The sequence below is a fragment of the Streptomyces sp. NPDC047042 genome, from assembly GCF_040644035.1.
GTDB lineage: Bacteria > Actinomycetota > Actinomycetes > Streptomycetales > Streptomycetaceae > Streptomyces.
This window is the reverse complement of the sequence record NZ_JBEYVP010000060.1, coordinates 1-11,683: the sequence shown is the minus strand read 5'-3', so window position 1 is coordinate 11,683 and position 11,683 is coordinate 1. Positions and strand designations below refer to the sequence as shown.

Here is an 11,683-nt window from a genome sequence, read left to right as displayed (position 1 = left end):
TTTCAGCCGACGGCCTGGACCGACTTCCTCATGGCCATGGCGAACTCCTTGGGAGTGTTGACGGCGATCCAGGCCACGGTCCCGCCGTCATGCTCAAGGGTATAGAACCCCGCCTTCCGGTCGGGTACGTCGACGTGCTGTACGAGGGTCGCATCGCGCTCGGGCCTGCCGAGCAGCTGGATCCTCCTGCCGAACTGGTGGCTCCAGAAGTAGCGTGGCGACCTGCCCACGGGCTCCGCCGGTTCCAGGCCGAGCAGACGGCGCGCCAGGTGGCGTCCCTGGCGCTGGGCGGTGGTCCAGTCCTCCTGGCGTCGCGGTCCGGTGCCGTCGGTGTCCCATGCGGACACGTCGCCTATGGCGTGCACGTTGGGGACAGGCTTGGACGAGGTGTCCAGTGCCGTTCCATCGCCGTCGCACCGGATGCCGTCGGTGAGGTCGAGGCGCGATCCCGCGAGCCAGCGGACCGCAGGGCGGGTGCCCACCGCGCAGACCACCAGATCACCCGTGAGCGGGCCGGAGTCGGTCGACACCCACCAGCCGGAACCCTCCCGCCCGATGTCCTTCACCCGTGAACGGAGGAGCAACCGCACACCGGCGTCGCGGACCCACCCCTCCGCCTCGGCGCCCAGGTGGCCGCCCAGGAACCGGTCCAGGGGCCGGTCGGCCTGGTCGACGACGGTGACGGCGCAGCCGGCGTCGTTGAGGCTGGAGGCGAGTTCCGTCCCGACGGTGCCGGCGCCCAGGATGATCACATGCCGGCCGGGCCTGGCCAACTCCCTGATGCGGCGCGCGTCCGCGGCCGTTCGTAGTTCGGCCACGCCGTCCGGTTGCCCTGGCAGCCGGACGGGAGCCGATCCGGTGGCGACCACGATGTGGTCGGCGCCGAGGGTGGCTCGGCCGCCCCCATCGGCCAAGGTGATCTCCACTGTGGAGGACTCGACGTCCATCCCGGTGGCCCACCCCCGGACCAGCTCGCATTGTCCGTCCCACCATGGTGCCTGCGGGCGGAGTCCGCTCTCGGTGAGGAAGTCCTTGGACAGGGGCGGCCGATCGTACGGCGCGTCCGGGTCCCCGTCGACGACGGCGATCCGGCCGGTGTAGCCGTCCGCACGAAGCTGCGCGACCAGCGCTCCCGAGGCCACAGAGGCACCGATCACGAGGAGGCGGGTAGCGGCGTTCATGCCTGGTGGTCCTCCGCTTTCGACTCCGCCGTGATCAGGATCGCCCGCTCCGGACAGTTGGCCACGGCCTGCCGGAGGTCCGAAGTGACCTCGGCGACATTGCTGTGCTCGTCCGGAACGAACGCGTAACCCTCGTCATCCATGTCGAAGACGTCCGGGGCGAAGGCGAAGCAGCGCGCGTGGCCCTGGCAGCGGGTCGTGTCGACGGATACGTGCTGCATGGCGCTCACCGTCCGATCCGGAGCGTCAGCGGGCCGACGCCGTGCCACGGCTCGCTCGGGTCGGCCAGCGAGAAGTCGCCTACCGTACGCAGGAACTCCTCCAGCGCGATGATCAGTTCCCGCCGTCCCAAGTTGGATCCGAGGCAGCGGTGGATGCCGCCGCCGAACGAGAGGTGACGGTTGTCCTCGCGGTCCAGGTCGATCTCCTCGGGGTTGTCGAAGACCTCCGGATCCCGGTTGCCCGCTCCGAACACGAGCACCACGCGCTCACCGGCCTTGATCTGCTGTCCGCCCACCTCGGTGTCCCGCTTGCAAGTACGGGCCATGGCCTGGACCGGCGACATGGTCCGAAGGAACTCTTCGGCCGCTGTCGGGATCAGATCGGGGTTCTCACGCAGCCGCGCCTGGGCCTTGGGGTTCTGGGCCAGATACCAGAGGCTGGCGCGGATGGCCCACGCCGTGGTGTCGAGCCCCGCGAGGAACAGCAGGTAGAAGAAGGACCGCAGCTCATCCTGGGTGAGCTTGCGCCCCTGCATCTCGACGTTGAGGAGGTGGCTCATGAGGTCGTCGGACTTCTCGTCCCCGGCGCGCGACGTCAGCAGCGCGCCGAAGTAATCCATCACCTCCTGGCTGGCGCGCTGGGCACGGGCAGGGTCGTCCACCCGCTCGTAGATGACCTCGTCGACCCAGTGGTCGAACTTCGGCCAGTCCTCCTCCGGGAAACCGGCCAGTCTGCTGAACACGATGGTGGGCATCGGCCGGGCGAAGGCGGCCGAGACATCGGCTACCTCCTGCGAGGCGATCTGCGTGGCGAGCTCGCGCGCGGTGCGGTACATGCCCTCGTCGAGCTGCGCGATGGCCTTGGGCGTGAACAGCGGCAGAAGAAGCCGGCGGTAGTCGGTGTGCTCCGGCGGATCGACGTCGATCGGGATCATCGGCAGGTCGTTGCCGAATTCGGGCAGGAGCATGCTCGGGGTGACCGAGAAGGTCTCGGGATCCTGCTCGGCGGCCAGGATGTCCTCGCTCTTGGTGAGGAACCAGAAGCCGCCGTGTTGCTCGCTGCGCCCCACCGGGCACTGCTCTCGCAGCTCCCGATAGGTGTCGAAGATGCCGTCGAGTGCGGCCCCGTGGTATGTGAAGTTCCGAGCCGTGGTCTGGGCGTCAGACATGAATCGTTTCTCCATTCAATGGTGTGCAGGACGGACCGTGCGCGGCTTGTCCACGGTCGGCCGAAGAGAGCGCGGGCCGTTCCCGCCCTCGTTCGCCGACGGAGCCAGTCGCCTCGTCCGTGAGGTCGTGTCCCTGGGAACAGGAAGGGCGGAGGTGGGGCGCCGAGGTGTCCGTCCTGGAAATACGTGCAAGCGGCCCGGTCCGGCGGCGCGGTGGTCAGATGTGCTCGAGGTACCGAGCGATCTCCCACTCGGTGACGGCCGAGGCGAACTTCTTGACCTCCCAGCGGCGAAGATCCGCGTAGTGGTCCACGAAGCGGTCCCCGAAGGCCTTGCGGGCGAAGATGCTCGCTTCGAACTGGTCGATCGCGCTCGACAGCGTCGTCGGGAGAAGGCTGCTCCGGGTGGGAGGCAGGGAGTAGCCGTCGCCCTCCACCGCCGGCGGCAGTGAAATACCCTGTTCGATCCCGTCGAGCCCCGCCGCCAGGCTGGCCGCGATCACCAGGTACGGGTTCGCGTCGGCGCCCGCGAGCCGGTTCTCGATGCGGGCCGACGATCCGCTGCCCGGGATGGACCGGATGGCGACCGTACGGTTGTCGAGACCCCAGCTGACGGTGCTGGGGGCCCAGTCTCCCGCCATGGTGCGCTTGTAGGAGTTGATGTTCGGCAGGAAGATCGCCGTCAGGTCCGCCGCGTGCTCGACGAGGCCTGCGAGGTAGCCGTTGCCCACATCGCTCAGACGGCCCGGGTCGGACGGGTTCGCGAAGGCCGGGGTCCCGTCGGCGCGCAGCAGGCTCTGATGCATGTGGCCGGAGGATCCGGCCCAGGACGGATTCAGTTTCGCCATGAACGAGGCCGTGAGGCCGTGCCGGGCGGCGAGCTCCTTCACCGTGTGCTTGAACAGCATCGCGTTGTCGGCGGCCTTCAGGGCATTCGAGTAGTGGATGTTGACTTCGAACTGACCTGGACCGTGCTCGCTGTTGCTGGCCTCGATACTGACGCCGTATTCAGCGAGCCGTTGGCGCACCTCGCCAATGATGAATTCGCTGCCGGTATCCCGGTACACGCTGTACGTGTGGTTCCCCTCGGACAGCGCCTCCAGGTCGCGCCAGCCGCGGCCCGCCAGTTCGCGCGCAGTCCCCTGGAAGAGGTAGAACTCGAATTCGTAGGCGGCGAGGGGTTCGTATCCCAGGGCCTTGAAGCGCTCGACGTTCGCTTTCAGAACGTTCCGCGGGGACAGGTCGAGCGACTGACCGTCACGCTCGAAGACGTCACAGATGACGGATGCGGTACCCGGTTCCCAGGGGACCACGGCGAGCGTCGACAGGTCGGGCCGCATGTTGATGTCCGGGTAACCCGTGTGGGCTCCCGTGTAGGCGAGGTCCGGGATGGGCTCGTCCTGGAGGTCCCAGCCGAAAAGGATGTTGCAGAGGAAAGTGCCGTTACGCCAGACACCGTTCAGGAAGTATTCGCTGGAGATCCTCTTGCCGCGCCACAGTCCGTCCAGGTCCACGGCTCCGATCTTGAACGTGTGGATCCCGTTCTTCTTGATGAAATCGCTGATCAATTCCTGGTCGGCGGATTCCTCGCCCACTGCCATGTTCCCCAGCTCCAATCCGAATGGATGGTATTCCCGACTCTAGGCCGGGCAAGTTCGGTGGGTTGACTTTAGGCAGGCGGCTTCGGCACGTCTGTGTGCAGATTGCACATGCTTCATGGCCCGGGAGGGCGCTCCGCACGTTGTCCGGTCGAGGGCCCTGACTCAGCATGGAACCACAGATCACATGCTGAGGACTCGCGCACTCTGCCGCACGGGGACGATCACCTCGCCGTGACACAGGGCGAGACATGTGCGTCGTGTACACCGTGGCCAACCTGGTTGTGGTCGGGCGTCCGTCCCTTTCCGGTGACTCTCGCCAGCCTCACCGGTTGGTTCCGGCCGTACTTCCTCGCATCTGCGTGAACAGCCCCGTGTCCCAGCGCTTTGAACGGAATTCCGGTGGGCTGTGAGCGCACCGCCGGGTCGGATGACGCGATCACCGCAAGAGCGGTGGGCGCGAGTGGAGGTACCGCATGACCTACGTGGTCACCCAGAACTGCTGCAACGACGCCACCTGCGTTTCGGTGTGCCCGGTCAACTGCATCCACCCGACGCCGGACGAGCCGGGCTACGGCACGGCGGAGATGCTTTACATCGATCCGAAGAGCTGCATCGACTGCGGCGCGTGCGCCGACGCCTGCCCGGTGGACGCGATCGTCACGGAGTTCGACCTCACCGCCTCCACCGAGCGATATCTGGAGATCAACGCACAGTACTTCGCGGACCCGGCGCACAGGACTTACTCCCCGGAACCATACGAGGCGCGTAAGCCGAAGGTCGAAGTGTTGTCGGAGCCGGGGCCGCTGCGGGTGGCGATCGTCGGTTCGGGCCCGGCGGCCAGTTACGCCGCCGAACACCTGCTCACACGCAAGGGTGTCGGCGTTGAGGTGCATCTGTTCGAGCGCCTGCCCACGCCATGGGGGCTCGTGCGGTTCGGCGTGGCACCCGACCATCAGGCCACCAAGTCGGTCACCAAACTGTTCACCCGCACCGCTGGGCGCAAGGGCCTCGACTTCCATCTCAATGTCGAGGTGGGCAAGCACATCAGCCACGAGGAACTGCTGGCTCACCACCACGCGGTGATCTACGCCGTGGGCGCTCCGGGCGACCGGGAGCTCGGCGTGCCGGGTGAGGGTCTGCCGGGGAGCCACTCCGCCACTGACTTCGTCGCCTGGTACAACGGACACCCGGACTTCGCCGAGCACAGCTTCGACCTCTCCGGTGAACGCGCCGTGATCGTCGGCAACGGCAACGTGGCGCTGGATGTGGCCCGTATTCTCGCGAGTGACGTGGACCGTCTGAAGCGCACCGACATCAGCGACCATGCGCTGGAGGCACTCGCCACCAGCCGGATCACCGAGGTGGTCGTACTTGGCAGGCGTGGTCCCGCCCAGGCCGCCTTCACCACGCCCGAGCTGCTTGGCTTGGCCGGAACCCGAGGATTCCAGGTCCACGTCGACCCCGACGAGGCCACGATCGACCCGCTGACCGCAGCCACCCTGGACGCCGCTCCTTACACGCCTGCGGCACAGAAGGCCAAAATCCTCGGCGAACTTGCCGGCCAGCCACGTGGCGGAGCGGGCAGGCGTGTCTCTCTGCGTTTCCTCGGCTCGCCCGTCGAGATCCTCGGGGAGGATCGCGTGCACGGGATCCGAGTGGCTCGCAACGAGATTGTTGGCTCCGGCGCGCGGCTGGAGGCCCGCGCGACCGGTGTGACCGAGGACATCCCATGCGGCCTCGTCCTGCGGTCGATCGGATACAAGGGAGTTCCTCTGTCCGGGCTGCCGTTCGACCATTCCAGTGGCAGGCTGCCCAACGATCATGGCCGCGTGGTCGATCCCACGACCGGGACCCGGGTGGCCGGCGTCTACACCGCCGGCTGGATCAAGCGCGGTCCGTCGGGCGTCATCGGCACCAACAAGAAGTGTGCCGAGGAAACCGTGCAGGCGCTGTTCGACGATTTCGCCGCCGGCCGCCTGCTCGCGCCGGCACAGGGCGGTGACGCCCTGCGCGCACTGATCGCCGAGCGGCAGCCGGACGCCCTCGATCACGCGGCCTGGCAGGCGATCGACCGCCACGAGCGGGCCGTCGCAAGGGAGCACAAGCGGCCGCGCGTCAAGCTGACCTCCGTCAACGAGATGCTGCGGGTCGCACGGGGGAGCCGTGAGACGACACCATGACAATACGGCGCACCGCCGTCTCAATTCTCCGTGATGCCATGTCACCTCGGCCGAAGAAACGGCGATCCGCCGCTCTGCGGTACAGCTACCCGCCAGGGGAACGCACGGGCGGGAGGCAGAGGGCTGATCGGGGCCGCCGACATCGCGGTTGCTTCCGCCGACACGAGCCTCTCCTTCTCCGAGGTAAGCCTCGGCCTCACCTCCGTGATCATCTCCCTCGTCGTGCTGCCCCGCCTCGACGAACGAGCGGCGGCGCGCTACTTCCTGACCGGTGAGACCTTCGACGGTGCCACGGCGGCCGACATCGGTCTGCTGACCGAAGCCCCGGACGGCGCGCAGGCAACGGACGAGCGCGTCGCGGAACTTCTCGTGGCCCTGCGCCTGTGCTCGCGACAGGGCCTGACCGAGTCCAAGAAGGTGACCGCGGCGCGCACGCGCCGGACGATCGAGGAGCGGGGAGCCGAGATGGTGAGGCTTTCCGCCGACCTGTTCGCCTACGGGGACGCCGCGGAAGGAATGCGCGCGTTCCGTGTTCGGCGCCCAGTGGGCGCCGAACAACTGATCCGTCCGTCCGTCAGCTGTCGGAGGCCGCCAGCGCGGACACCTCGTGCTTCAGGGCGCGGGGCTGGACTTCGGCGGGGCGCCCAGCGGCTGCCCGCCCGATCCGTCGGCGAAGGTCAGCCATGGCAGCGAGGGCTGCTGGGCCACGCCGGGCTTGCTGTAGTCGCACACCCCCTCGGGGAAGGTGTTCCGCAGCCGGTCCCACTGGGCGTTGGTGAAGTCGGAGGTGTAGTCGCCCCGGTTGAGTGGTTTGAGCCGGCACTTGAGGATGTTGTTGGCCACCGGGCCTCCGGCGGCGGTCCGGGGCAGACCGAAGTAGGGGTAGGCGGCCCGGCAGACGGACATGTCGGTGATCTCGTGGCCGCCGATCCAGCACGCGTCGACCGCGGCGGCCGGCTTGTCGCGCACCACCTTGGTCTCCAGCGGGTCGGTGGACGTGTCGGCCTCGATGCGGGCCAGCCAGCTGTCCATGAGCACGAACGCCTTCTCACTGGCGTCGTCGTCACTGGCGACGGCGGGCACGCCCGTCCAGATGATCTGGTTGTCGTGGTCGCCGTTGGCTTGGTCGAGCCGGGCGCGCATCTCGTAACTGTGGAAGTCGGTGTGGATCTCCAGGTTGCCGGTGGCGGTGCGGAGGTCGATGACGGGGACCTTGGCCGCCTCGCGGGGGTAGGTCACCTGACCGGAGCGGTAGGCGGTTTCCAGCGCCGCGGGGTCGGCCTCGCTGCGTCCCGGCTGCCAGTTCCAGTCGATGTCCAGCCCGCCGACGTTCTCGTTGAGGTCGACGAACTGCTCGGGGGTGACCAGGCCGGATTCAAGGGCCTTCAGGCCGTACTGGATACCGGTGTTGTCGTACGGCCGGTTGGCGAAACCGCGGTGGATGCGTTCTTCGACCGGGCCCCAGGAACTCTCGGGCCTTCGGCCCCAGACCGCGACGGCGTAGTCCTGCAGTGTGCACCGCTCGCCCCCGGGGTTCGTCTCGGCGTCGTACACCCACGGGGGGTTGGGCTCCAGGGTGGTGTGGCCGGCGGTGAGACCGCCGAGGCAGCCGGTCCCGTTGTCCGGGTCCAGCCAGGTCTTGGCGTACTGCGCATTGCCGGTCGGGTTGTCCCAGAGCGACCGGCACACCGTCTCGGCCGCGTGGCCGGTCACCGCGGTGCGCTGGGCGGTCACCGTCCACAGCGGGGACCTGTCGAAGTGCCGGTCGAGCAGGTGGCAGTCCTCGGCCTCCTGCACCGTGGACCAGACGTCGGGGAAACTGCAGGAGGGCAGGATGCCGTTCAGCAGTCCGGGGTAGTTGGAGGTGATCCAGTGCTGCTGCATGGATCCGCCGGAGCAGCCCCGGCCGATGGTGTAGCGGACCGGGCCGTAGGTCTCGACGAAGTGCTCCTTGAGCATCACCAGCGCTTCGGCGGAGACCACGCCATTGCAGTTCTGCCCCAGCATGTTCAGATTGGACGTCGCGACGCCGAATCCACGCGACAGCGCCGCGTCGTCGAGAACGCTCTCCGCGGGCGCGCCCTGCGAGTGCCGCGGTGTGCAGTCGCCGCCGAATGGCACCACGAGCTTGCCGTTGAAGCCGCTTTGCGGCGCCCACGGCTTCCAGGTCTTGGCGGGGTCGTACAACACCGCGATGTCGTAGATCCCCCGGTCCATGACGCCGCGTTCCCGGCGCACGACGTAGGCCACTCGCTTTCCCTGGTCTGTCGTCGTGTACGCGAGGTCCAGAGGGGGATTCGTAGGGTCGTAAGCCGTGAACTGGCCGGTCAGCGACGACTTGTAGAACAGGGTGTACTTCGCCGGGGTGTTGCAGGCGGCGTCCTGCGGTGCCCCGAGGCCGTTCTCCTCGGTGACACACTCCCACGGCTGCACCTGGGGCCCGGCGAACACGGGTCCGCCGACGGGATGGTTGGTGACGGTCAGGCGCGCCGCGCCCGCCTGCCCCTGGGCCGTCACCTTGTTCTCGCCGACCCGAAGGCCGGTGACCATACCCAGGAAGCGACCGTCCGGCCGGAGCGCGAAAGCGGACGTCACGTCCCGCCCGTCCACGTCCACGCGCACGTTCTGCGGTGTCGCCCCGGACGGCAGCACCACCTCGACGAGAGCGTCACCCCCGGACACCAGATCCGCGCGATTCGACAGCACCCTGATCTGGATTGATCCCCCTGAGTCGGCGTGCGCGATCGCGGTCAGTGTGAGAGCCAAGGCCACCACGAGGACGGTCAGCCATCTGGCCTTTGCCCCCAGTGTGAGATTCCCACCGGGCCTGTCTACGGCGTGAGCCATCGTGCTTCTCCCAGTTCGTCAGAGCGGTGCCCGGGTGAGAGGACGTCGGGCGGATCCCTGCTTCAGGCTGTTTGCGCGTTGGCCCTGTCTTCCCGGCGCCATTCCGGATAGCGGTGGCATGCCACGACCCGCCCGTCGGTGAGCGTTCGAGGCTCGGGGCGTTCCTGTCGGCACTGGTCCGTAGCGAAGGGGCAGCGTGGGGCGAACGGGCAGCCGTTCGACACCTCAGCCGTGGACCCTGACGTGCGTCCGTACGCAGCGGTCGCGGCACGCCGTTGCCGCTGTGCCTGCGGGTCGGCCACCGGGGCGGCGAGCAGGAGGGCGCGGGTGTAGGGGTGGGCGGGTTCGCGGGTCACCAGGCGGGTGGGCCCGGCTTCCATGACCTGTCCTCGGTACAGGACGGTGACGTCGTGGCAGATGTGCCGTACGACGGACATGTCGTGCGAGATGAACAGGTAGCCGACCCCGTGCTCGTCCTGGAGGTCCGCCAGGAGATTGAGGATCTGGGCCTTGACCGACAGGTCGAGCGCGCTGACCGACTCGTCGCACACGACCAGTTGGGGTTCGGTCATCAGGGCGCGGGCGATGGAGATGCGCTGGCGTTGCCCTCCAGAGAAGTCGCGCGGGTACTTGGCGGCGGCCGCCGGGTCCAGTCCCACGTCTTCGAGCATCCGCGCCGTACGGCGGGCGAGGAGCTCCCGGGAACGGACGCCCTGCGCCAGCATCGGCTCCGCCAGACTGCGTCCGACGGTGCAGGAGGGGTTGAGGGAGCTGTTGGGATCCTGGAAGACGGCTTGCAGAGAGCTGCCGAGCTTCCTTCTTTCCGCGGGTCTCAGGTGGGTGGTGTCCTGTCCGAGCAGATGCACGCTGCCGGACCGGGTGGGCACGAGGCCCAGTACCGCCTTGGCGAGCGTGGACTTGCCCGATCCCGACTCCCCGACCAGCCCCATGGTCGTACCGCGCGGGACGGTCAGGCTGACGTCGTCCAGTGCCCGGAACAGCGGTTCCCGGCGTCGGCGCCTGAAGTCGACGCTGATGTTGCGTACGTCCAGGACGGGAGACTGCTCCTGGGTCATAGCGGTAGTGCTCCTTCCCGGACGAGGTCCTCGGTGCGGATGCAGCGGGCGGCCGCGTCCGGGCCGACCGGCAGGAGAGGGACGGGCCCGCTGGTGCACTCCTCGCGCGCGTGGACGCATCGGCCGGCGAACCGGCATCCGGTGGGCCAGGCCCCGGGCGGCGGCACCCGGCCCGGCAGCGTGGGCAGCCGCGTCCCCTCCTGAGCGGTGCTCGGATCGGCGGCCAGCAGCGCCGCGGTGTAGGGGAAGCGGGGTGCGTGGAACAGGCTCTGGACATCGGCCTGTTCGACGACCTCACCGGCGTACATGACGACGGCCCGGTCGGCGACGTCCGCGACGACGCCCCAGTCATGGGTGATCAGCAGGATCGCCATGCCGGTGCTCTGCTGCAACTCGCGCAGCAGGGCGAGGATCTCCGCCTGCACGGTGACATCCAGCGCGGTCGTGGGCTCGTCGGCGATCACGAGTTTCGGCCGGCCCGCGAGGGCGAGGGCGATGTTGACGCGCTGCGCCATGCCGCCGGAGATCTCGTGCGGGTACGAGGCGAGGACCCGCTCTACGTTGTGCAGCTTGACCTGATGGAGCAGTTCGGCGGCCCGTGCCCGCGTCGCGGGTCCGGAGAGCGGTTCGTGACGGCGGATGACCTCCTTGAGGTGGCTGCCGACCGTGTGGGTGGGGTCCAGGCTGCCGAGGGCGTCCTGGGCGACGTAGGCGATACCGGAGCCGCGTACGGCACGGTAGGCCTTGGGTCCTCCGTCCACGAGGTCCGTACCGCGGTAGACGACCTCACCTCCGGTGACGTCGACACCGTCCGGCAGCAGTCCCAGCAGTGCGAGGGCGGTGATGCTCTTGCCGCAGCCGGATTCGCCGACGACGGCGACCGTCTCTCCGGCGCCGATGCCGAAGCTCACGTCGCTGACCAGGGTGGTGTCCCGGCCGGACGTACTCGCTGTCACGGTGAGTCCCCGCACGAGGAGCAGGGCGCCATCCGGATCGGCCGGCGGTGTCGTCACCACCGCCGACTGTGCTGGGTTCGTCCTGCGGCCGCGCCGTGCGATTGTCCTGCGATCGACCGCCGTCTGCTCGCCGATGGCGTCGCCGAGCACACCGAAGGCCAGCACGGTGAGGGCGATCGTCACACCGGGGGGAACGAGCAGCCAGCCGTCGGAGGTGACGACGGTGGAGGCCTGGCTGATCATCTCGCCCCAGCTCGGCCGGTCTCCCGCGGACATGACGCCGAGGAAGGCGAGCGCGGCCTGGAAGCCGAGGCCGACTCCCGCGAACACCGACGCCTGGGCCAGGATCGGGCCGAGTACCCGGCGCAGTACATGGCCGCTCATGATCCGCCAAGGGCGTACTCCGGAGACCCGGGCGGCGGTGACGAACAGTTCCTCGCGGACCACGAGCGT

Annotated in this window: 8 protein-coding genes and 1 pseudogene; 2 read left to right on the top strand and 7 right to left on the bottom strand. The window is 68.5% G+C overall.

The features are described 5' to 3' along the window. Nucleotides 1-2: 2 nt before the first annotated feature. The 4 genes from ABZ855_RS44070 to ABZ855_RS44055 all read right to left on the bottom strand — a co-directional run bounded on the left by ABZ855_RS44070 (nucleotide 3) and on the right by ABZ855_RS44055 (nucleotide 4,171). The gene (locus tag ABZ855_RS44070; protein WP_360818241.1) at nucleotides 3-1,181 is read right to left on the bottom strand and encodes an FAD-dependent oxidoreductase; all 1,179 of its coding nucleotides are present in this window, start codon (nucleotides 1,179-1,181) and stop codon (nucleotides 3-5) included. Next, nucleotides 1,178-1,402, bottom strand: coding sequence for a ferredoxin (locus ABZ855_RS44065; RefSeq protein WP_360818238.1), 225 nt, complete (start codon nucleotides 1,400-1,402; stop codon nucleotides 1,178-1,180). The genes ABZ855_RS44070 and ABZ855_RS44065 overlap by 4 nt, the downstream gene beginning before the upstream one ends. Nucleotides 1,403-1,407: 5 nt before the next feature. After that, entirely contained in the window at nucleotides 1,408-2,571 is a 1,164-nt protein-coding gene (locus ABZ855_RS44060; protein WP_360818235.1) for a cytochrome P450, read from the bottom strand. A gap of 217 nt (nucleotides 2,572-2,788) precedes the next feature. Then, the gene (locus ABZ855_RS44055) at nucleotides 2,789-4,171 is read right to left on the bottom strand and encodes a glutamine synthetase family protein (RefSeq protein WP_360818232.1); all 1,383 of its coding nucleotides are present in this window, start codon (nucleotides 4,169-4,171) and stop codon (nucleotides 2,789-2,791) included. A gap of 473 nt (nucleotides 4,172-4,644) precedes the next feature. Here ABZ855_RS44055 and ABZ855_RS44050 point away from each other — a divergent pair, with 473 nt between their 5' ends. Together ABZ855_RS44050 and ABZ855_RS44045 are read left to right on the top strand one after the other, a co-directional pair. Next, on the top strand, nucleotides 4,645-6,351 hold the full coding sequence (locus ABZ855_RS44050) for an FAD-dependent oxidoreductase (RefSeq protein ID WP_360818229.1): 1,707 nt from the start codon (nucleotides 4,645-4,647) through the stop codon (nucleotides 6,349-6,351). Between the two features lie 33 nt (nucleotides 6,352-6,384). Continuing rightward, nucleotides 6,385-6,882, top strand: a pseudogene (locus ABZ855_RS44045) (enoyl-CoA hydratase-related protein); the annotation flags it as partial. A gap of 81 nt (nucleotides 6,883-6,963) precedes the next feature. Here ABZ855_RS44045 and ABZ855_RS44040 read toward each other — a convergent pair. The 3 genes from ABZ855_RS44040 to ABZ855_RS44030 all read right to left on the bottom strand — a co-directional run. Beyond that, the gene (locus tag ABZ855_RS44040; protein WP_360818226.1) at nucleotides 6,964-9,198 is read right to left on the bottom strand and encodes a DUF6351 family protein; all 2,235 of its coding nucleotides are present in this window, start codon (nucleotides 9,196-9,198) and stop codon (nucleotides 6,964-6,966) included. A 62-nt stretch (nucleotides 9,199-9,260) separates the two neighbouring features. Beyond that, complete coding sequence (locus ABZ855_RS44035) at nucleotides 9,261-10,274, bottom strand: ABC transporter ATP-binding protein (RefSeq protein ID WP_360818223.1); 1,014 nt, start codon at nucleotides 10,272-10,274, stop codon at nucleotides 9,261-9,263. Continuing rightward, nucleotides 10,271-11,683, bottom strand: a 1,413-nt coding sequence (locus tag ABZ855_RS44030; protein WP_360818220.1) for an oligopeptide/dipeptide ABC transporter ATP-binding protein, incomplete at its 5' end; no start/stop codon positions are given. The genes ABZ855_RS44030 and ABZ855_RS44035, both read right to left, overlap by 4 nt.

What these genes read in the sequence shown, in the direction of transcription:
- ABZ855_RS44070 (WP_360818241.1), bottom strand. Translation starts at nt 1,181, where the DNA reads ATGAACGCCGCTACCCGCCTCCTCGTGATCGGTGCCTCTGTGGCCTCG.
- ABZ855_RS44065 (WP_360818238.1), bottom strand. Translation starts at nt 1,402, where the DNA reads ATGCAGCACGTATCCGTCGACACGACCCGCTGCCAGGGCCACGCGCGC.
- ABZ855_RS44060 (WP_360818235.1), bottom strand. Translation starts at nt 2,571, where the DNA reads ATGTCTGACGCCCAGACCACGGCTCGGAACTTCACATACCACGGGGCC.
- ABZ855_RS44055 (WP_360818232.1), bottom strand. Translation starts at nt 4,171, where the DNA reads ATGGCAGTGGGCGAGGAATCCGCCGACCAGGAATTGATCAGCGATTTC.
- ABZ855_RS44050 (WP_360818229.1), top strand. Translation starts at nt 4,645, where the DNA reads ATGACCTACGTGGTCACCCAGAACTGCTGCAACGACGCCACCTGCGTT.
- ABZ855_RS44040 (WP_360818226.1), bottom strand. Translation starts at nt 9,198, where the DNA reads ATGGCTCACGCCGTAGACAGGCCCGGTGGGAATCTCACACTGGGGGCA.
- ABZ855_RS44035 (WP_360818223.1), bottom strand. Translation starts at nt 10,274, where the DNA reads ATGACCCAGGAGCAGTCTCCCGTCCTGGACGTACGCAACATCAGCGTC.